13 protein-coding genes are annotated in these 23215 nt (G+C 46.1%); 6 read left to right on the top strand and 7 right to left on the bottom strand.

The genetic code is table 11. From position 1 onward, the window contains the following. Nucleotides 1–113 precede the first annotated feature (113 nt). Nucleotides 114–1958 (top strand): ABC transporter ATP-binding protein, encoded by a 1845-nt coding sequence (locus tag CWC22_RS10650; protein WP_138539205.1) that lies wholly within the window; start codon nucleotides 114–116, stop codon nucleotides 1956–1958. 16 nt (nucleotides 1959–1974) lie between these two features. On the opposite strand, the gene CWC22_RS10655 is transcribed toward CWC22_RS10650, so the two are convergent. After that, nucleotides 1975–2589, bottom strand: coding sequence for a TetR/AcrR family transcriptional regulator (locus tag CWC22_RS10655; RefSeq protein WP_138539204.1), 615 nt, complete (start codon nucleotides 2587–2589; stop codon nucleotides 1975–1977). A gap of 459 nt (nucleotides 2590–3048) precedes the next feature. On the opposite strand from CWC22_RS10655, the gene CWC22_RS10660 reads away from it, so the two are divergent. The 4 genes from CWC22_RS10660 to CWC22_RS10675 all read left to right on the top strand — a co-directional run bounded on the left by CWC22_RS10660 (nucleotide 3049) and on the right by CWC22_RS10675 (nucleotide 13752). Further along, a complete protein-coding gene (locus CWC22_RS10660) occupies nucleotides 3049–4224 on the top strand; it encodes an efflux RND transporter periplasmic adaptor subunit (protein WP_138539203.1) in 1176 nt (391 codons plus the stop codon). A 4-nt stretch (nucleotides 4225–4228) separates the two neighbouring features. Continuing rightward, nucleotides 4229–7402: an efflux RND transporter permease subunit gene (locus CWC22_RS10665; protein ID WP_010387206.1), complete on the top strand. Its 3174-nt coding sequence runs from the start codon at nucleotides 4229–4231 to the stop codon at nucleotides 7400–7402. Nucleotides 7403–7699: 297 nt separating this feature from the next. Then, complete coding sequence (locus tag CWC22_RS10670) at nucleotides 7700–9403, top strand: AMP-binding protein (RefSeq protein WP_230090563.1); 1704 nt, start codon at nucleotides 7700–7702, stop codon at nucleotides 9401–9403. Between the two features lie 212 nt (nucleotides 9404–9615). After that, nucleotides 9616–13752, top strand: a complete 4137-nt coding sequence (locus tag CWC22_RS10675; RefSeq protein WP_138539202.1) for a hybrid sensor histidine kinase/response regulator — start codon at nucleotides 9616–9618, stop codon at nucleotides 13750–13752. Nucleotides 13753–13800: 48 nt separating this feature from the next. Here the strand turns inward: CWC22_RS10675 and CWC22_RS10680 are convergent, their stop codons facing one another. From CWC22_RS10680 to CWC22_RS10695, 4 genes are all read right to left on the bottom strand, one after another. Continuing rightward, complete coding sequence (locus CWC22_RS10680; RefSeq protein WP_138539201.1) at nucleotides 13801–15522, bottom strand: FAD-binding oxidoreductase; 1722 nt, start codon at nucleotides 15520–15522, stop codon at nucleotides 13801–13803. A 571-nt stretch (nucleotides 15523–16093) separates the two neighbouring features. Then, nucleotides 16094–16990, bottom strand: coding sequence for an ADP-ribosylglycohydrolase family protein (locus CWC22_RS10685; protein WP_138539200.1), 897 nt, complete (start codon nucleotides 16988–16990; stop codon nucleotides 16094–16096). A gap of 128 nt (nucleotides 16991–17118) precedes the next feature. Continuing rightward, a complete protein-coding gene (locus tag CWC22_RS10690; protein ID WP_138539199.1) occupies nucleotides 17119–17589 on the bottom strand; it encodes a DUF3291 domain-containing protein in 471 nt (156 codons plus the stop codon). Between the two features lie 333 nt (nucleotides 17590–17922). Next, nucleotides 17923–19050 carry a serine hydrolase domain-containing protein gene (locus tag CWC22_RS10695; RefSeq protein WP_138539198.1) on the bottom strand — a complete coding sequence of 376 codons (1128 nt, stop codon included), beginning with the start codon at nucleotides 19048–19050 and terminating at the stop codon, nucleotides 17923–17925. Between the two features lie 568 nt (nucleotides 19051–19618). Here CWC22_RS10695 and CWC22_RS10700 point away from each other — a divergent pair. Next, nucleotides 19619–20590: a transposase gene (locus CWC22_RS10700; RefSeq protein ID WP_195879820.1), complete on the top strand. Its 972-nt coding sequence runs from the start codon at nucleotides 19619–19621 to the stop codon at nucleotides 20588–20590. 943 nt (nucleotides 20591–21533) lie between these two features. On the opposite strand, the gene CWC22_RS10705 is transcribed toward CWC22_RS10700, so the two are convergent. Next, nucleotides 21534–21854, bottom strand: coding sequence for a hypothetical protein (locus CWC22_RS10705; protein ID WP_138539817.1), 321 nt, complete (start codon nucleotides 21852–21854; stop codon nucleotides 21534–21536). A 969-nt stretch (nucleotides 21855–22823) separates the two neighbouring features. Beyond that, nucleotides 22824–23207: a hypothetical protein gene (locus tag CWC22_RS10710; protein WP_138539818.1), complete on the bottom strand. Its 384-nt coding sequence runs from the start codon at nucleotides 23205–23207 to the stop codon at nucleotides 22824–22826. Nucleotides 23208–23215 lie beyond the last annotated feature (8 nt).

The raw sequence follows: 23215 nt of genomic DNA on the forward strand, positions 1-23215 counted from the left end.
CAGGTTCTGAGTTATAAAGTACGTTTGGTGTGTGCTTTTTATGAACAAGCTAGGTTTGCACACCCCATCGACTTGCAGGGTCATTTCGGCACTGTCATCATGCAGGAGGCACTATGCTTAAGTTGTTTGAACGATTCACCGTACCATTCCCGTCACGCCCGGCAACACAGCCACCCCAAGGATTACTGGCATTTTGCCGGTTTTACACGAAAGGAATGGAGTTGCCACTGCTGCTAATGTCACTGAGCGCTGCTATCTTGGCCACACTGGAGGTCATGTTATTTGGCTTTATGGGCACGCTGGTAGACTGGATGCAAGCATATCCGCCTGCCGAGTTATTCGAAGTGAAACGTCAGGAACTCACCATGATGGCCGCAATTACGCTCATTGGCCTGCCCTGCCTGGTGTTTTTTCACAGCGCAATATTACATCAAAGTTTGTTGGGTAATTACCCAATGGCTATTCGATGGCTGGCACATCGCTATTTGCTCAAGCAAAGTGTGTCTTTCTATCAGGACGAATTTGCCGGACGCATTGCAACCAAAGTCATGCAAACAGCGCTGGCTATCCGCGAAGCAGTGATGAAACTGCTGGACGTGCTTGTTTACGTCGTTGTGTATTTTGGTGCCATGCTCGCACTGGTCAGCGACAGTGATATGAGAATGATGATCCCCTTACTGATATGGCTGGCTTTGTATATCGGCATGCAGTTTTATTTTGTTCCTCGACTCAAACAGGTAGCCAGCAAGCAGGCTGATGCACGTTCGCAAATGACCGGCCGCATAGTCGACAGCTATACCAATATCACCACAGTTAAACTGTTCTCGTATAACAAACGGGAAGAAACTTATGCCCGTGACAGCATGAATTTGTTTATTGAACCCGTCTATGCCCAAATGCGACTGGCAACGCAACTGAATGTCAGCATACAAACACTGAACTTCCTACTGGTCTTTAGTGTTGCGGCCGGCTCGCTCTACCTGTGGTCACTCAGTGCGATCAGCAGCGGTGCCATCGCGATTACCATTGCCCTGGCATTGCGTCTGAACGGTATGTCCCAGTGGATCATGTGGGAAGTATCCAGCCTGTTCGAAAACATCGGTACCGTCATCGACGGTAAAAATACCTTATCCAAACCACTGGATGTCCAGGATCAGCCCAATGCCCCGGCCTTGAGCGTAACTCAGGGCGAAATCCTATTTAACGATCTGCACTTTGCCTACAAACGCCAGCAGCAATCGGAGCAGCATACCGTTATTCAGGGGCTGAGCCTGACGATTGCACCGGGCGAAAAAATCGGCATTGTGGGCCGTTCGGGTGCAGGAAAGTCGACTTTGGTAAACTTACTACTGCGCTTTTACGACGTTCAGCAAGGCACCATCAAAATAGACGGACAAGACATCTCGCAGGTCGATCAGGAAAGCCTGCGCGCGCACATAGCGATGGTGACACAGGATACCGCACTGTTACATCGCAGTGTGCGGGACAATGTACTGTATGGCCGCCCCGATGCCAGTGAGGAAGACTTACTCAAAGCCATCGACAAAGCCGAAGCACGTGAATTCATAAAATCGCTTGAAGACAACGAAGGTAACACGGGGCTTGATGCTCAGGTTGGTGAGCGCGGTGTTAAACTATCAGGGGGACAACGCCAGCGCATTGCCATTGCCAGAGTACTGCTTAAAAACGCCCCGATTCTCATTCTGGACGAAGCAACTGCGGCTCTGGATTCCGAAGTAGAAGCGGCAATTCAGGATAGTTTAGACAGCCTGATGACGGGCAAAACCGTGATTGCAATTGCGCATCGCCTGTCAACCATTGCACAAATGGACCGACTGATAGTAATGGATCAAGGCCAAATTGTTGAACAAGGTACACATGATGAGCTGCTCTCACAGAATGGCATTTACGCCAAGCTGTGGGCACATCAAACCGGCGGTTTTATTGGCGTTGAATAAACAACAGCCCGGTGGCTCAGGTCGGTTGTTGCGTGACGTATTTTATGCCACCACAAAACAACTGACAGGCCTGATCGACAAAAGCATCCAGATCCGCTTCAGCCAGGGGCGCCTGCCAGCGGATCGCCTGATCCCAAAACGTCAGCCGCTTCAATGCGCCCCAAAAAAAAGCAGCGGCAAATGGCGCTGAGAAAGTGCCCAGGCAGCCTGCCCTCGAGGCCTCTTCAAACCACAGACTCATGGCTGCTTCACATTGACTGAACTTGCTATTGAGCCTGTCTGCCTGCGCCTGACAACGCATAGACTCGATCATCACTATGCGGGATAGCTTGATGTAGTCTTCATCCGACAGTAAAGACACGGCACTGTCAGCCAGGTGTCTTAGTTGCACTTCAAAATCATAGTTAGGGATAAACTGAATGGTCGTAATCGGTTGTATTCTTTCAATTAGCGAAATAACCACGGCATCAAATAGGGCTTCTTTCGTTGCGTAATGCTTATATAAAGTGCGTTTGGAAACCCCGGCAGCACTGCATATCGCTTCCATTGTGGTCGCCTGTAGACCCCGTTGTGCAAATTCTTCTACCGCTGCGCTTAATATTGCTTGTTGTTTTTCAGTAAGCTGGGTCATTAACTCGGTCATCAGTTTGAAATTAACAGTAGTTTAACTTAAAAAGGTCCAATATTAAAGTAAACACATGCGTATACACAACTTCAAAAAAGTACACGGCATCGTTTACCTTAAAACAAATAAAGTATACACTTGCGTATACTTGCACTATTGTCGAACTATCTCAGCACTGTGCAGCCTGCTGATAAATCACGCTCATAGGCAATAAACAGTGCTTTTTATTCATTCGGTTCGTTCTGTTTTGGTGTAAACAGTGCGAAGCACGACAAGGTATTCACTGGCATTAAAGCAAAACCTCGCAATGACGATGCGGCACACGCAAGTCGAAAAGCAGTGCTACACTTACTTGAATGGTTTTTAACCACGCCAGCGAGCAAATGCAAAAGAAAACCCAATAAAAGAGAGGCATACTCGTCTCTACTCAGGAATAAAAAATTTTAATCAGGATTTGGAGTGTACATGTATCCAGCCCATAACAGCAGTCGTGTAGTACGCCTGGCAACAGCGGTACTGTCTGCACTAGCTATTTCTGCCTGCTCAGAGGCACCTCAAAGCCAGGGTGGTCAATCCATGCCACCTGCGCAAGTGAGTATCAACAAGGTCACAACCCAGAGTGTGCCGTTCAATATCGAACTGCCAGCCACTCTGGCCGGTGATAAAGAAGTTGAGATCAGAGCGCGTGTATCCGGGCTCATTGAGTCGCGTAACTTTGAAGAAGGCCAGTACGTTAAAGCGGGACGTTCTTTATTTACCATTGAGCTTCGCCCCTTACAGCTGGAACGAGACAAAGCAGAAGCCGATCTCAATGCCGCAAAAGCGAATGTGGCCCAGGCAAAGCGTGAAAAAGACAGACTTGAGCGACTCAAAGATGAACGTTCCGTTTCAAAACGCGATTTTGATAACGCCGTTTCTGCATATGAAGTTGCCATCGCTAACCTGGACTCTGCCAAAGTGGCTCTCAGTGAAGCACAACTGGACTTAGAGTATGCCCAGGTTAAAGCGCCTGTCTCAGGGATCATGGGTCGAGAATTCGTATCTCAGGGCAGCTATGTCTCCGGGCCGACAGTCTTGTTAAGTGAACTCACCGATACCGGCATGATGCGGGCACGTTTTGGTTTTTCAGAGCGAGAGCAGCTAGCAATGCGACAGGATGTTGAAAATGGCACACTGAGCCTGCCTAAGAATAATGAGTTTAATGCCACCATAGTGCTTCAGGATGGCTCTGTCTATGCGCATTCAGGCAAAGTCGATTTCTCGGATGTCCGGGTAAACCGCTTTACTGGTACCAGTGAATTACAGGCCCGGATCAACAACCCGGATGGTGAGCTGCGTCCAGGTCAGTTCGTCCGCGTTCGTCTGTCCGGTGCAGTGCGCAATGACGCCATTGTGCTGCCGCAACGTGCCGTATTAGATAACGGCACAGGTAAATTTGTCTATCTTGCTACTGAAAACGAACAAGGCATGACCGTTGCGCTGCCTGCGCCAGTTGAGGTAGGTGAATGGGTCAACCTGGATGGCAAAAACATGTGGGTGATACGACAGGGCCTGACCCCTGGCCAGCCTGTGATCGTTGAAGGTATGGCGCGCATATTCTTCCCAGGAATGCCAGTTAGCGTGAGCGGCGAAGGAGAATAATCGTATGTTCTCTAAGTATTTTATTGATCGCCCGATCTTTGCTTTTGTGATCTCAATAGTCATCGTACTGGCAGGTCTGGCCGCAATGCGTACCTTGCCTATCGCTCAGTACCCGGAGATCGCACCGCCTCAGGTTCAGGTAACAGCTTTTTATCCTGGCGCATCTGCCGATGTCCTGGAGCAGACAGTGGCAGCTCCGATAGAAAATGCCATCACCGGCGTTGAGGGCATGATGTACATGGAGTCAACCAGTACCAGCTCTGGCACAACCACTATCACAGTGACGTTTGAGATAGGCACCGATATTGATCAGGCTGCAGTAGACGTCAACAACCGGGTAAAACAAGTTGAAGCGCGCTTACCGGAAGAGACACGCCGTCAGGGTGTGGTTGTTGCGAAAGGCTCATCCAGCTTCTTACAGGTTCATGCGTTTTATTCGCCGGATGGGACGCGTTCCAGCTTGTGGACATCAAACTACGTCACCATGAATATCCTGGACCGTATTAAACGTATCCCCGGCACCACCAGCGTTCAAATATTCGGTGCCAAAGATTACGCCATGCGTGTCTGGATCCGCCCTGACCTCATGAGCCAGCTTGGTGTCACTGTTGAAGAGATCACCGCAGCTATTCGTGAACAAAACTCACAGTATGCGGCGGGTACCATAGGTGCCACACCAACCAGCAGTCAACCTCAGGAGTTAGTATACAGCGTAACCGCCAAGGGTCGTTTATCTACGCCTGAAGAATTTGAAGCCATTATCATTCGCGCAAACCCGGATGGCTCTACCCTGCGTCTTAAAGATGTCGCGCGTGTTGAGCTGGGCTCCAAAGATTACAATTTTGCCGGTACCTTTAATGGTAAAGATGCCGTACTGCTGGGCGTATTTTTACAACCGGGTGCCAATGCACTGGATGTAGCGAACGAAGTAGAATCCGTGATAGCAGAGCTTCGTCAACAATTTCCTGTTGGCCTGGATCATGGTATTCCGTACGACACCACACGCTTTGTGGAAGTGTCCATTCGTGAAGTTCTAATTACTCTGGTTGAAGCCATGGTACTGGTATTTTTGGTCGTTTACCTGTTCCTGCAAAACTGGCGCGCCACCTTAATTCCGACTCTGGCAGTCCCGGTTTCTTTATTGGGCACATTTGCCGGACTGTATATGCTCGGCTATTCCATCAATACCCTAACACTGTTCGGTATGGTGCTGTCTATTGGTATCGTCGTTGATGATGCCATCGTGGTACTGGAAAATGTCGAGCGGATCATGCACGAGCAACACCTTAATGCTCGTGAAGCGGCCATTAAAGCGATGCAGGAAGTAAGCGGCCCTGTTGTCGCTATTGTGCTGGTATTATGCTCAGTGTTCGTCCCTATCGCTTTTTTGGGTGGTTTAACGGGTGAGTTGTTCAGACAATTTGCGATTACCATCTCCATATCCGTCAGTTTATCAGGTGTGGTCGCGCTTACGATGACCCCGGCGCTGTGTGTCATGATCCTCAAGCATGAGCACAAGCAAACCGCGGGCTTCTTCTTGTGGTTCAATAACTGGTTCCAGCGCGTCACCGGCCGTTATGTGGGCTCCGTGAGCTTTATGATAAGACGTGGCTTGCTTGGTGTGGTGCTGATGGCCTCTATGGTCGGCGCAACCATGTTTATATGGCAAAAAACTCCAGGCTCTTTGGTTCCGGATGAAGATCAGGGCTTCTACATCGCCGCGGTGTTCCTGCCCGATGGTTCGTCACTGGAGCGCACTGCTGCAGTAGTTGAGGAAGTCGTTGCTGCCGCCCAGTCTAATCCGGCCAATGAAAACGTGGTTGCTTTTACAGGGTTTGATTTTATTGGTGGCGGTTACAAAAACAGTGCCGCAACGCTGTTCATCACACAAAAACACTGGGATGAGCGCGAAATCGACACAAAATCACTGGTTGGCGAGTTATTTATGAAGACCGCAGGGATCAATGAAGCGCTGGTTCTGGCCTTCAACCCCCCTGCTATATTCGGCCTGGGCACCACCGGAGGCTTTGAGGTTTACCTGCAAAACAAAGCGGGTACAGACCCTGAACGTCTCAAGCAAGGCATGCAAATGCTAATGGGCGAAGCACAAAAGAGTCCGATACTTGCGGGTATTCAGACACTGTGGCGTCCGGATGCACCGCAGCTTAAAGTTCACATGGACCGGGAGCAGGCTCGTGCTATGGGCGTGAATATCAACTCAGCATTCAACGCGCTGGCTGCCAATCTGGGGAATTATTACGTCAATGATTTCAATAAATTTGGCCGAGCCTGGCAAGTGCTGTTATCGGCCGAGGCAGAATTCCGTATGACGCCAGAAGACGTTGGCCGTATCTATGTGAAAAACAACCGTGGCGAAATGGTGCCTATCTCAGCATTTACTGACATTGAGTACAGCCGAGGGCCGGAAACCCTGCAACGTTACAATAACCTGTCTGCTGTTAAGCTGATGGGTAATGCAGCGCCGGGATACAGCTCTGGTCAGGCCATTGCAGAGTTTGAGCGTATCGCAAAACAGGTTCTGCCTCCGGATATGACCTTTGAATGGACAGCCTCTGCTTATCAGGAAAAGCGCAGCTCAGGCACAACTGGCCTGGCACTTGGACTGGCTGTTGTGATGGTATTTTTAATCCTCGCGGCACTTTACGAGCGCTGGTCTCTGCCTATTTCGGTGTTACTGGCACTACCTTTTGGTACCTTTGGTGCACTTATCTCCATCTGGGTTGCAGGCTTAACCAATGACGTTTATTTCCAGATTGGCCTGGTCACCTTACTGGGTCTGGCCAGTAAAAACGCCATTCTTATCGTTGAGTACGCGCTGATGAAAACACAGCAAGGCTGGAGCCCGGCAGCAGCTGCACTGGAAGCAGCGCGGCTGAGGTTTCGCCCTATCATTATGACTTCGCTGGCCTTCATTCTGGGCGTAGTACCTCTGGTATTGAGCTCAGGCGCTGGTGCGGGTGCACGTCATAGTGTAGGTACCGGGGTCATGGGCGGCATGCTTGCTGCAACCTTCCTGGCAGTGTTCTTCCTGCCCCTATTCTTCTACTGGTTAACGGCAAGGCGTGTTTCTGAGAAACGCTCTAAACAGGAACTCAGTGAAGAGATTGCACAGCAGCACAAAGCTGAGCACGTAGATACCAAAGAAGATCTGGCCTAACTTTCCAGGTCGAATACAAGCGCCGATCACTCTATGAGTGCCGGCGCTTTTTTGTTTTTTACCTGAATAATCTTCCTAATCCCATCCGCTTACTTTTGATAACGGTTTCCTTGCTGGCTGTTCACCCTGTTTCCTTAGCCATTAGTCTAATTTCATGCCGATCCATCGGCTCTCGCTTGCAATGGGGCAAACTTTGTTATTTCTTTGAGTTATAGCTTATTACCATTTTAAGCTCCCTGATTGGTTTCGCAGGTGCACTGGATAATAAAAAGCAATGACAACAACAAGGAATAGATAATGACAACATCAGCAATGAACCCGACCCTCAGTTATCACCGAGGTCCCTCTGACACGCCTTTACTTGATCAAACCATTGGCGGCTTTCTGGAGCACATTGTCGAACAGTTCGGCGACCGTGAAGCAATTGTTGTTTGCCATCAGCAGCAGCGCCTCAGCTACCGGGAGTACCTTAAGCGTATTGATGAACTGGCAGCCGCCCTGTTATATTGCGGGATCCAGCCTGGCGACAGAGTTGGACTCTGGTCGCCCAATAACCTTGAGTGGTCTCTCGTACAATTTGCCACAGCGCGGATCGGTGCCATTATGGTGTGTCTGAATCCGGCGTACCGCCCTGCCGAGCTGGAGTTTGCGCTCAATAATGCGGGCTGTAAGATGCTCATTATGGCCACCCGGTTCAAACACAGTCACTATGTCGATATGCTTAAAGAGCTCGCCCCGCAGTTGGAAGAGCATTCTTTTGGTGAGCTATACGCACCTACACTGCCTGATCTGACCCATGTTGTGGTGATCCCCCAGCAAGGAGAACCAACCCCAGCAGAATTGTGTGATTTCAATCAGTTGCTTTCACTCGCGTCAGATCAAGATTACAACACCCTGCGCACTATCGGAGCCAGGTTAAGCCCCGACAACGCCATCAATATCCAGTTTACCTCAGGAACAACCGGCAACCCTAAGGGCGCAACATTAACCCATCGTAATATTCTCAATAATGCCAACCTGGTTGCGCAGACCATGCAACTTACAGAGCAGGATAAGCTCTGTATTCCGGTTCCGCTGTACCACTGTTTCGGTATGGTGCTGGGCAACCTGGTTTGTCTCAGCCAGGGGGCTTGCGCAGTGTTCCCCAACGATGCTTTCGATCCGCTTCTGACACTGCAAACCGTCGAGGCCGAGCAGTGTACGGCACTGCACGGCGTGCCTACTATGTTTATCGCACAACTGGAGCACGAGCAGTTTGATCAATTCGACCTGAGCTCACTCAGAACCGGTGTCATGGCGGGAGCCACTTGTCCGGAAAAAGTGATGCGTGATGTGCAGACAAAAATGCACATGATAGACATCTTAATTGGCTATGGCCAGACCGAATGCAGCCCCATTAATCATATTACTGAAGTGTCGGCCCCATTGATTAAACGAGTGACCACTGTCGGTCGTGCCATTGCCCATACTGAAGTGAAAATCATTGATGAAAGTGGTGAGCTTACTCTCAGGGGCGTGCCCGGCGAGGTGTGTGCTCGAGGATATTGTGTCATGCAAGGCTACTGGCAGGATGATGCCAAAACCCGGGCAACCATAGATGCACAAGGCTGGCTGCATTCTGGCGATCTGGGTGTAATGGATGACGAAGGGTATGTCACTATTGTGGGACGCATCAAAGACATGATCATCCGCGGCGGCGAAAACATCTACCCCCGGGAGATTGAAGAAGTTTTGTATCATCACCCTGACATTCAGGATGCGGCGGTATTTGGGATCAACGATGAAAAATATGGTGAAGAAGTTTGCGCCTGGCTTCAACTAAAACCGGATCATTATGTTGATGAGCTAGCCATTAAAACTTACTTACAAGACAAGCTTTCCTACTTCAAAGTCCCCAAACACATACGTATTGTAGATACTTACCCCATGACGGTGACTGGAAAACTACAAAAGTTCAAAATGCGCGAGGCGATGGAAAAATCCCTCAGCGAACCAGTTTAGCAAAGGGCGATATCTCGCCCTTCATCCACAACAGCTCAGCGTTAGCCAAGTCGCTTTATCGGCTAAAACGAAACGATTCTGGAGTAAAAAGACTGGCTCGGGCAATAAAATTTTAACTGCATAAACAACTAAATGCATAGAAATCGAACGCAATTTCTACTAGCCTAGTAACACGAGTTACGCTTTTTAAGCATCTTTCATGGTTGCCAATCATGCATTTGGGTAAACGGCTTTTTGTAGTCTATATCGTTTTGGTCTTGATGGCTGTTGCGCCAGCGTTGTGTTTTGGCAACATCCCAGTACTTGCTAATCAATACTCAGTTAAAAAGCTGACTGCTGAGGACGGCTTTGTCTCATCCGAAATCTATTCAATAATACAAGATCAGCAAGGCTTACTCTGGTTCGGTACCGCTGAGAATGGTGTGATGCGCTATGATGGCCGTAAGGTCACTCTGTTTGAGTTTGATGGTCAAAGTGACAGTGGCTTATCACACAATGATGCTGGCAACCTGATGTTAGATAGAAATGGCGACATTTGGATTGGCACCTGGGGTGGAGGTGCTAATCGCTATGACCCAAAGACCGGACAGTTCGAGAACTTTCTTCATGACCCTAAACAGCCAACCTCAATTTCAGCAAACCGGATCCAGTCTTTATATCATGATCTGGATGGTTCAATCTGGTTAGGCTCATATGATAGTGGCCTTAATCGATACCTGGGAGAGGGTAAGTTTGAGCACGTCAGTAAAAGCACTGACTCAGTCTCCGGCCTGTCTCACAATCGAATATGGGACATCGAAAATGATGGTATGGACCGCCTTTGGATAGCCACCAGTTACGGCCTGAACCTCTACGATAAAACCACGCAACGCTTTAACTATTTTTTCCCTGACCCAACAAACACCACCCCCACTGGTACCAATGAAATCAGGCACATTTTAAAAACGTCGCATAACAAACTATACGTCGGAACCCAGCAAGGACCTTTTGCATTCGACCCTGCCAGTGCTGAGTTCAGTAAAATTGGCGCTCAAGATGGCACCGACCTCGGACAGGTGAACTCAATGATTGAGGATCAGGAGGGTTATATCTGGTTTGTTACCAGTAAAGGTGTATTCAGGCGGCACCCGTCAAATGAAGAATTAGTGCAACTGGAACTTGAGTACAATAATGGCATGCGGATAATATTTGAAGACAATGCCAAAACGCTGTGGATCACCAATGAAGTACACGGTATTTTTAAACTGGTCCCACATCGTAAATTCAAATCCATCAGCAATTCAATGCTCAAAGCACCAAATGGGATTGCTGCAGATAAAAATGGAGACCTGCTTGTTGTCAATTCGACTTCACACTTGCTCAGGTGGGATGTTGCATCTCAAACCCTACACCCCCTTTCTGAGCCGCTATTTAATGAATCTAACGGCTTTAGTGAAAATCGACTCCTTGAGCGCCCGGTTTTACATCTTGATGCCGATGCCACTTTGTGGGTCGCGCAGGATGAAGGGTTAGCACAGTTCAACCTGGATACACGTGACGTGACAATTATTCGTTATCCAAAGGATGACCCAAACCACAGGCAATTTAGAGAAATAAGAGCGCTTGCCGTTGATAAACAAGGCAACCTCTGGGTAGGTACATACAAAAACGGAGTTTACATTTATAACCCGGACACTAGCACCTTCAGACACCTCGATACCTCCTATGGCTTGTCACATCCAGAAGTGCTAACCATATACAAAGATGATACCCACAACATGTGGGTCGGCACCGGTAATGGTGTAAACTTGTGGCTTGAAAAAGAGCAAATTTTTCAGCCCTTTGTGAATAACCCATATCGTGAAGACAGCCTGCTTGGCAGCATTGTACAGGATATCTACCAAACCCAGGATGGGCAGATCTGGATTGCCACCCAGCAAGGGCTCAACCTGTATCAGGCCAAGACAAACAACTTTACGCACTTTAGCACACAAAATGGCCTGCCAAGCAACTTGATCCGCGCTATCTCTGACGATATGAGAGGTAATTTATGGCTAACTACAAACCGAGGCATCACTAAGTTTTCACCGTCTACGGGGAAAGTGAGTAATTTTGACAGCCATAATGGATTGCTTGGATTAAATTACTACTCCGATAGCCTGGTCAAAGCCAAACGAGACCTGCTCTTTACCAGTAGTCAGCGCGGTATCGAATATTTCAGTACACGTCCTTTGCAATCAACCCTCAAAGACCCAACGCTTATCTTGACGGGCTTTAATAAAATGGGCCAGTCCGTCAAGCTTGATAAACCCTATTCATACGTCACAGATATCTACCTTACCTACCTGGATTATATTTTTTCTCTTGAGTTTTCCGTGCTTGATTTTGTGTCGCCTAATAAAAACCAGTATGCCTATAAACTTGAAGGCTATGACGACAACTGGATAGACATTGGCAACCGAAACTCAGCCACGTTCACAAATCTGGATGGTGGCACCTATACATTTCAGGTAAAAGCCACGAATAGTAGAGGTGAATGGAGCGAGCAACTGTTATCTATTAACTTACACGTTGCCCCACCGCCCTGGAAAACCTGGTGGGCCTACACACTCTATGCCATAGCATGTGCTTTGCTTATTTTTACCGTCATCTATCTGCGCACCCGCATGCAAAAAGCGGAAATCAATCGCCAAAAGCAATTCGTAGTGCAACTCGAAGAGCAAGTTTCACAGAAAACGGCTTCTTTGAAGTCACAAGCGATGGAACTTGAAGCTGCACTCAAAAAAGCAGAGCAAGCAACCCGACTGAAATCTGAATTTTTAGCCAACATGAGTCATGAGATAAGAACCCCAATGAACGGGGTGCTGGGCATGCTGGAGCTTCTCAAGCACAGCGAATTAACACCTGAGCAGGCGCATTCTGTCGGCATTGCCAGTAACAGTGCTCACTCCTTACTGAGCCTGATCAACGATATTCTGGATTTTTCGAAGATTGAGGCTGACAAACTGGAACTTGAGTTCATCGATTTCGATGTCAGACAGCTATTTGAGCAGCTGGCTGAATCCATGGCGCTCGGCGCTCAAACGAAAGGCGTCGGCTTAGTCATCGACCTGACGGGTATCCAAACAGCCATGATTAATTCAGACCCAGGCAGGATCCGACAAATCGCGGCAAACATCCTGAGTAATGCAATTAAGTTTACTGAGCAAGGCGAAATCGTGATGAGCGCGTCTTTGACTCATTCTATCAGTGAAGACAAAACCCTACTCACCTGTCGCATTCAGGATACCGGGATTGGCATACCCGAAGAGATGCTTTCAAGCTTGTTTGATTCCTTCACCCAGGTTGATGCTTCCACCACCAGAAAATATGGCGGGACTGGATTGGGCCTGAGTATAACCAAACGGCTATGCCAGTTGCTGGGTGGCGATGTGTCTGTTTCTAGCACCGTTGGGAGCGGCAGTTGTTTTGAATTCACATGTCAGGTCAACCCATGTGAGATCACAGAACCAAATGCCCCCGCATTTTCGTCATTGAACATCCATGCCCTGCTAGTGGACTCGGATACCTCAAGTAACGAAGTTATAAAGCATCAGCTCGAGCGTTGGGAAGTACAAGTTAGCGAAGCGCACAGCGCAGAGCAGGCTTTGCAGATACTCTCTGCAAGCAGCATTGACATTGTGTTTTTCAGCAGAACACTGCCCACAATGAGTAGTGAGTTAATGACCCATGAGATCAGACAAAACCGCCAGCTTAGTCAGCTAAAGCTCATCATGATGACGCTACTGGATGAACAGTTTGATGCGGTTGAATCAAGCCCGGTGCCCCTGGATGGCTACTTCACAAAACCAGCTACCCAACACGATTTGATGAAAGCACTGTCTGGCTTAGTGCCCACTAATAGTCTGGAAGAGGGTACCAAACCCAGCCACAAACCAGATCAGGACGATATACAAAACTTCCCATGGGCAAAAGACACCCATGTATTGCTGGTCGAGGACAATAAAGTAAACCAATTAGTTGCAACGCGGATCTTAGAGCACCTGGGCGTAACAATCGACATTGCAGAAAATGGCATAGAGGCATTGGACAAACTGAGTGACACGGAAACCCAAGTCTATACCCTGGTATTGATGGATTGCCAAATGCCAAAAATGGACGGCTATGAAGCCACCCGTCGTATTCGCTCTGCTCAGGCTGGCAATCATTATACCGATATCCCCATCATCGCAATGACGGCAAACGCAATGCAAGGCGACAGGCAAAAGTGCCTTGATGCGGGTATGGATGACTATATAACAAAACCCATAGAGTCAGCCAAAGTCACCGAAAAGCTTGAATACTGGGTAAACAAAACGACTATCACCTGAGTGGAATAGTTATTGGCTGGCCCTGCGCCAGCCAATAACGATGAATTGTTAGATAATGGTTTTTCTGCTTCTAAACAGGCATTTGGAGTCCTGACTCTGGTCGAGTTTAACGCCAATTAGCGACTCATAGCTGTCACCAAAGTAATCTTCGGTTTTCACTGCTGCATCCTTAAAGCTGATAAATGCCCCTCTCGTGTCTGGTATATCAAAACTTCGACACGACTCAATCCAATCTTGCGCTCTGTTTTCATAAAACCGCGTTGAGATCTGCTTTGCGACATTTTCGGGGTCATTACCTTGCTCCGGCTGATCCCACCACGCTTGATACTGGATCGTAAATGGCCTGTCCTGATAGGGAAAAGCACAGCTCACTTTATCCTGTTCTGATAATTGCTGTTTATCTGCATAATACTGGCCACTGATAGCGCCCAAGGTAATGTAAGCCGCAATATTGCTGTTAGTTTTATCTGCGTATAACAAGGTAGATTGCAGTGACTTAACCAGCGCTTTTCGGCCATCACTTCCCCAACTTTGAGTGGGCATCCTTGACGTAATCTTGTGTGGTGCCGGCTCGTCTGTTTCAAGCTGAATACCACCGACCTCCCTGTCCCAGCTATCAAAGTCCAGAGAGTACCCTGTGCTATTAGTCGCTGCATTAAACTCTACTGCATGTGCACAGGTTCTCTGATAAAACTCGTTGAATTCATGAATGACATCATTTGCTTGCTGTTGCTTTTCGCTATCAGTTAAGCAAGGGTCCTGATTAATTAGAGATACCAAATAGTAAGCCCACTGTGTCATCATGGTTTCCAGTTCAGTTTTCGTACCACCAAAATGACCATTCAGTTGCCAGCTTAGGAGTGCGTTTTCACTGATTTCGGATGCGTGTTTCACCCCTTTGGCATTCACTTTGAGGTTAGTGCCTATCAGGTTTGGATTTTGACCAGGTGCGGTTAACTGCTCCCAGGCCGCGATAATGTCAACAGCCTTGATCTTTTCAAGCGCCGGAAATGAGTCGCTTTTAATCACAAAACTCTGCGCAATAGAAGGTAATTTGAAAGGCCTGAAAACCAACTCAGTAACGATACCATAACTAAGTCCGCCACCACCTCGCAGTGCCCATAATAAACTGTTGTTTTGATCCGGGTCCTTGCGTATTTTATCGTCCGACAAGCAGAGCTCCTGATTGAGCTCTGCACTCTCGCCCAAGTAATTCACAGAACCATCACCAAGCACTATGGTTGCACCAACCAATCGCTCACACCCCATACCATACTTGCGTGTCCAGGGTCCCCAGCCACCGCCCATGGTATACCCAGCAATTGCTACACTCTGACACGTGCCATGAGGAATACCAAAATGATATTCATCGAGCTTTGTCTTAATATTCTCAAAGATAGCACCGGGTTGAATACGCACACCAAACACTTGTCCAGCACTGGATGGCAAACTGGCCTGATACACATTAACACTGTCCATCAGATTAAAATCTATCAGTAGCTTGCCAGTTGCAACGCACTCACCTTCATGGTCATGGCCACCAGACTTAACAGCGATTTCAATATCATTCTTGGTTGCATGCTCAATCAGCGCAGCAACCTGTGCCGTATCTTTAACCTGCACAATGACACTGGGCATAAAATCAAATCTGCGATTAAAAACTTGACGTGATTTGTCATACTGGTCACGACATTCATCAGGACTAAGTATAATTGGCGGATTGGAGGCGAAAGGTTCAAACAGGTGTTTCAGGTCGTCGATCAAAGACATAGCGACTTATTCCTTTTGTAATAGTTCATAGCGGCATTGTGTGCCGACACGATAACTAAAACCATTACATCGTGTTACAACACTCGCACTTGAAAAAACTTGTGGAACTACGCATGCTCCTGAGAATGTAAAGCCTAAAACCTGTCTAATAGGCATGTGAATACTTGGCTCACATTAGCGATGAACAAAAAAACCAACTGGTTTGCCCCCTTTTAAGTAATTTTCTATTTGCTCACTACGGGATACCTATCTCCCATAATTGTTCATTTGTAAGGTACTCAATTTGTTTTTTATGTAATTTTCTCAAACCTAAACAGTAGTGACTTTTAAATAGAAGTTTTGACTCAGTCAGCATAAATACTACTAATTCGAAACTTGAATCATGATCAAGCCAAATATTGAGCGTGAACTGCTTATTGTGAATTGAAACAATTTTATCAACACACAAACCGATTGATTGAGCTAAATACTGTTCTCGATAAAACTCTAATTTTTCATAGATGATAGATGTGTTCATAGACATATAACACCTGATAGTGCGGCGCTGTCAGGCACCCGCACGACCCATTTGTTAGCTGGCAAGTCCCGCTCGATATAAATCCAAAGCGAGCTGCTTAATTTCACCGGCCATTGTTATTGATTCTCGCCACTCTTTAGGTATGTCACTATACCCATAATAAGCTCCTGCAATTTGCCCACATATTGCCGCTGTTGTATCTGCATCGTTTCCGATATTCGCTGCGAGTAATATTGCATCCTTGAAGTTTTCGCCATGGTAAAAGCACCAAAGTGCAGAGATCAAGCTTTCAATCACGTAGCCACTGCCAGTGAGCTCCATGTATTCCAAAGTATTAAAGCTGAATTCAGATATCGGCAGCAACTCAGCGCAAAAGTTGCCAGGAATGGCTTGGAATATTTCGTTCTTACTATTAGCGTTGAACGCTTTGTGAATTAAATAGCCAAAAAGCTCGCAAGATTCAATACACAGAGGAGAACCATGCGTAGTTCGTGAACTTTCTCCCGCATACTTTATACAAGCATCAATATCCCCGAAATAATATATGGGTATCGGCGCCAATCTCATAATAGACCCGTTTCCGGATGAAAACTGGTCGATAGAACCGCTAAAAGGATTCCTGGTTTCCAGGTACTTTCTCAGCGCGTCAGATACCGTCATTCCAATATCAAAACACTTTCCGTTACTGCTCATGTAACCATCACGATACCAATCACAATAGCGATTCATTTGATCAGTTGGATCAAACGCTTTCTTACGGAGCAGGCTATGAGCCAAACATAACGCCATCGAGGTGTCGTCGGTCCACTGCCCTTTCTTCAGATTAAAAGGACCGCCACCGACCATATCCTCAATTGGCTCAAAAGAGCCTCTTGACGCAAATTCCAACGTAGTGCCTACTGCGTCGCCACAAGCAAGCCCTACCAAAGAACCTATTATACTATCTTCCAAATTAACTCCATTTTCTCAGAGAACTAGCAAACGTCCATTCCAAAACTGGTCTCTATACATAAGTTTTGAACATAGCGAAACATACAAGATACAGGTACAGATGCGTGTCTGTGTTTTTTATGGTGGATTTAATCAACAAGGCCCTTACGTACACTTTTTGCTTCACTCTCAGTAAAGTTAGCCTTAAAAGTAAATGCATAAGCCGTGTCACCTATTTTTCTTAGGTGTTCCAATCGCTCTATGGCGTCGCTGAGATCAGGGATTTGATTATCTTCGATCCACCAAAGAACATACGTATCCTCCGGCAAACGATGAAACCACTCGCTTTTTCTGCGCATAAAATCACGATGATGAGTGCGGAACATAAAATTTTTCAGTGCATCTACGGATTCCCAAACCGACATATTTACAATCATATTTGGGTCATCAAAGGCCTTTATTGATGTTGCATCACCTGACTCATCTTTTAGGCGCCAAACAAACCCTTCACTGCTTTCTGCTATTCCATTGACTAGATCTAGATTATCGACAAAATCTTTCATTTCCAGACTGTCTAGAGGATATTTTGCTAACGCTATGTTCAACTGTGCTAATTTCATACACATCGTTCCTTTTGATATTCCGAAAGCGTATAACGCCGTAGTCTGAGGAATCCCCAGATATTAAAAGTTCAAACTCATATGATGAACACGCCCCGCCTTGTTTGACTTAGTTCATATAGCCAAAAGCCAGCCAGATCATAACACCATACGTGAGGCCTCTAGCCTACACGATATACTCAGAAAAAACTGCCTCCAAATTCATGTGCGCCTAGTGAGTAGCGCTAATCGGGTGCCTGTCTTGCTGTTCCACTGGGCTGGCAAACCGACAGGCATCCATTCCTAAATTCGTGCCCTCCTTCAAGTATACAACGAAGCGGAACTGGCCTACTGTTACGAATCCGACTTTGAGGCTTTGTTATATGCCATCAAATAGTCAAAAACCTTATCTGAAATAGCTTCTAACTTTGGTTGAGTATTTTCCTCTGCTAAATTTGTTACGATGAAAATGCCAACATTTTTATTTGGATAAATGGCCAGCCAACTTGATGTGCCCATTGAGCCACCACTTTGATAAAGCATCAGTTCATTGGAATCATCTTTAGTTGTGTACCAATAAAATGCCGAGCCATGGCCCGTCCAACTCTCTTCCAAAAGTTGATGTGAAATAGCCACCTCAGGCTCTGAGGACAACTGGTGTTGCATATAACGTGTGACAGACTCAACGTTTGAAGTTAATCCTCCACTAGCAAACCAATAAGCACTAGCCAAGGGCATTTGATTGCCATTTCCATCGGTACCGACTGTAACTTCACTTACCTCGGATTCTGTACGTCTAAATTTCGTTCCCAGCTCTCCAGACTTGCTCGTGATCATTTCAGAAACTAGCAACTCAAAAGGTTTTTGGTAGACTGATTCGAGAATATATCCGGCTAAATTAGTACCAACGTTTGAATATAGGTAATCCTCACCAGGTGTAGAGTTAAGCTGCACTTTTTTAAGATCATCAAAGTAGTCATCTCTGGAGTATTTTGATATTTTTTCAAAATATCTGCCTTGCTCAATATCTTTACGACTAACAGCAAAAGCTCCTGGAAGACCACTAGTATGGGTCAAAAGGTGTCGTAAAGTTATATATTGGTTAGACAGCTCTAAATTTTTGTATTTTCTACCTTTAAGGTAATGACGGATATCTTTATCAAGCTCAACTTTCCCTTCAAGAATGGCCTTAGCAACAACTAACCCTGTATAAGTTTTGGTTAAAGAGCCAATTTCGTATATTGTTTGGTTGTTAGGCATATCGCCATTACTTAACGTCCCTAAATGATATTGGTGAGTATTTTCTGAGTCTACAATCGAAATTGAGACGACCTGCCCAACATTTCCATCAATAAATTCTATGAGCTCATGTTTAGTGTTTGATTCAAAATCTGTTGCATCATGACTTTTACACGAGGCCAACGCTGCCATTAATGAAATAACCAATATCATTGATTTAGTTTGGGTTATGAATCGGTTCATTTTTTTCCTTTTTATATATTTTGAATATCATTCCTTAGACGATGAGATTCCGTAAAAGGTTTAAATGTTAAATTAACCCAGGTACTTAGCGCCTTAGTCCGGGGGGTTCAGATATTAATATGCAAAATCAATGTGATGAACACACGGCAAAAAATCGGGAAGACGGCAGAAGACGGCAGAGGGAAGACGGCAGACACCCATTCCAAAACTTGTCTGTTATACTTCGAATGACTAGCTGACCTCCCAAATGTGGGAAGACGGTAGACACCCATTTCAAAGCTTGTCTGTCATACTTCGAATGACTAGCTGACCTCCCAAAAACTTGCCTGCCTGACTTCCACTATCTATGCTTTTTATCTGCTCCAAGGGGAAGACGGCAGACACCCATTCCAAAACTTGTCTGTCATACTTCGAATGACTAGCTGACCTCCCAAATGTGGGAAGACGGTAGACACCCATTTCAAAGCTTGTCTGTCATACTTCGAATGACTAGCTGACCTCCCAAAAACTTGCCTGCCTGACTTCCACTATCTATGCTTTTTATCTGCTCCAAGGATAAGGACATAAAATGCCAACGGCACGGAAAAGCCAGGTCAGCTTAGTTGACACAAAATACTACCATTGCATCTCTCGCTGTGTCAGGAGAGCCTTTCTATGTGGTGAAGACCCGTTAACAGGCCAGTCTTATGAGCATCGACGTGAATGGGTTGAAGAAAAGCTACTCCTGCTGGCAAGCATTTTTTGCATTGATATCTGCGCTTACGCGGTTATGAGTAACCATACTCACATCGTTTTGTATGTGGATGATAAAAAAGCCAATCGATTGACCGACAAAGCGATTGTTATCCGCTGGCATAAGCTATTCAAGGGAAACTGGCTGACGCACAAATTTGTTGAAGATAACAAACTTAATCCGTCCGAGCATATGATGCTCAACGATATTATCGACAAATATCGTGAAAGGCTATCGAGCATCAGCTGGTTTATGCGCGTGCTCAACGAAGACATTGCCCGCAGGGCAAACAAAGAAGATGGCTGTACGGGTCGGTTCTGGGAAGGCAGGTTTAAATCCCAAGCGTTACTCGATGAAGCGGCACTGGCCGCCTGTATGGCCTACGTTGACCTGAATCCAATCCGGGCCAAAATGGCCAACACACCTGAAACTTCTGAGTTCACCAGTATCAAAAAACGTATTGAACATACTCATAGTGGGAAGCAGCCAAAGAGTCTTCTGCGCTTTGCTGGCAACCCAAGACAGAATATGCCCAAAGGGCTCCCCTTTGAGCTTAAATACTACATTGAACTGGTTGAACTAACAGGCCGATGTATTCAAGCAGACAAACGAGGACACATCTGCGATGCCCAACCTATTCTCGCTCGATTGCAAATAGAGCCCGAAAACTGGCTAAAACTCACCACGCAATTTACCAAAGTATTCCGCGGCGCAGTAGGCAGGCGTCATGCTATGACTAATTATTATACCCACCTACAAAAAAGGCGGCGCGCTAACCTGGCTAATTGTGAACGCTTATTAGGTTAGAATTCCCATTACCTGAAACTCAAATGATGACTGTCACACTCAGGCAGGGCTTAACCGCGCCGCACAGTGTCAAATAGCGACTGTTTCAACGGAGCCGGCTTACCCACGAGCCCTTCATTCAGTCTTCCGTCTGTTTGTTAGAAATAGTGCTCACGCACAAAAATATACGCAAGAGGTATAAAGCCTGGATGTCTATGTAGCACTTGGGTATCTATGTAGCTCTGTAAAGTCTTGTGATTGGCTTTATAGGTAAAATACTACATAGATACGGTTGCGTGAATTAGTTCAGGGTAACCATGCTGATCACAGCCATTGACGTAGTAGTTTACTTTTTGGTCGGTTGCAAATGCAGCCAATATGAGCGAGTACAATTCAGAGAATACTTGGTTGGACTTCTTCAGAGCGATTAAGTCAGACTGCTCGCAATTGTATGGATTTTTCATTGAAGCGAATTTGAAGTATATTGTTCCATCAACATTATTTGTTGAGTGAGCATAGATTTCCCTAACATAAGTCGTACCGCTCCAAGAGCCTGCATGAGTAACAAATGAACAGATCGCCAATGTTGAACTTATAACGAGTGCTTTAATTTTCAAAATTTACCTCATAGTTAGCTTTTAATTTAACGCCCTAATAAGGGGCTGATAATGCGTGGCCAAACGGTGTAGTGAAGCGGAACTGAGTCAAGCTTTAGTAGCCCCACGCCCAATCAATTATTATACAGAACCAAGCCTTTTTTTACGATCTTTTAATGTAAAGAGGCACCAGATAACCACCTCAAATTGCTGAGCGCCGGTTTTGAATGGGTAAATGGGTTTCAACCTAAATTCCAGAGCCGATAACGCTGGGTGTCCGTGTATTTTACTCTCACAAAAAAGGCGCTCTCTGAGCGCCAATTTTAAATGGGTGCCACCCTAAATTACTACTTTTCTTAAATTCTAGGTTAGTGATTTATGCTTAACTGCCAGACCTTTTCCGCATATTCCGTTATAACTGTTGCTAATCCTTCTTCAACAGTTTCAGAATCTGTTCGAATGAAGTCTCCAGCTAGTGGTGTTCCAGAAATCATTAAAGTATATTGGCCGTTATCGTCTTCAGAATTGCGCTCACCATCGAATTTGATAATCACAATTCCACCTTCACCTTTAATCTTATCTAATAAAGGAAGTACGGCATCAATCCCTTGCCATGAGGGGCTAATTTCAGGTAGCCCTAATTTTGAGGCGATAGCGCACATCGCCTCTTTTGAAATATCTTGCATCATTAATAACCTCTTAGAGCGGTTGCTATATCATCTACATTTTTCAAGTGGCCTTTACCAACTTGGTTGACAATTGTTCGTAATTGAGTGGAATCAGGTCCGGTAGTTATTCCATTTCGTTGCATTAGCGACTCAACTACAGCTTGTGCTGTTCGCTTATTTCCATTCTCAAAGAGGTGACCACCCGCAATATCTCTAAAAATAATTTTTAGCAGACACCCATTCCAAAGTTACACAAAATAGCGCGCTCACATTTACCCTAGAAGACACGTAACAAGAGCTGATAACGCTGGATGTCCGTGAATTTACATATCAACCTAAATTCCAGAGCCGATAACGCTGGGTGTCCGTGTGTTCCCCACGCTCACATTTACCCTAGAAGACACGTAGCAAGAACCGATAACGCTGGGTGTCCGTGTATTTCGCTCCCCCTAATGAGGGTCCCGTTAATGATACGTGTATTCCCCACTTTTTTCGTACATTTTCTATCAGAAAAAAGGCGCTCAGAGAGCGCCGATTTTAAATGGGTGTCACCCTAAATTTACATTCATTATATATGAGTAGGGGTTAATCGACTGAGAATTTTTAGCAGACACCCATTCCAAAGTTACACAAAATAGCGCGCTCACATTTACCCTAGAAGACACGTAACAAGAGCTGAAAACGCTGGATGTCCGTGAATTTACATATCAACCTAAATTCCAGAGCCGATAACGCTGGGTGTCCGTGTATTTTCCTCTCCGTGTATTTTCCTCCTAAATTCCCTAAATTCTACCTCTCAGAAAAAAGGCGCTCAGAGAGCGCCGATTTTAAATGGGTGTCACCCTAAATTTTCCTCTAGTGTTTACCCTAGAAGACACGTAGCAAGAACCGATAACGCTGGGTGTCCGTGTATTCTAAATTCTACTGGGTGTCCGTGTATTTTCCTCTTCGAGTTGGGGAAGGGCTGAATTTTCAGCCCTCTTTATCCGTTTAGAGTTTCCAGATTACCCGTCTATTCTCAGCAAACGCCCCCTTATTCACGCTGGCAAACCAGTCTGGCTTAACGTCAAAATACCTACCTAGCTCATTGTGAATAAAAGAGTCGAATCCATTCATGCCTTCCCAGACTTCAATAGTGCAGTCGTTCTTATCCAAAAAACACAGAAAAACAGGGTCATAAGTAACAAGGTCTTTTTTGTAGGCCGTTACGCTAACAACATCATCAAGCCTGACCTTGGATACCTCTCGGCCATTCTTGTTGACAACAAGATTGTTGTTTTCGCAGGTCACTGACCATTTGTCCTCACCTTTATTTTTAACTCTGTGAACAAAGTCATTCCACCAATCCAAGGTGCTTTTTTTAAATTGTTTCATAATACCGC

Origin of the sequence: Pseudoalteromonas rubra, from assembly GCF_005886805.2 — a bacterium.
GTDB lineage: Bacteria > Pseudomonadota > Gammaproteobacteria > Enterobacterales > Alteromonadaceae > Pseudoalteromonas > Pseudoalteromonas rubra_D.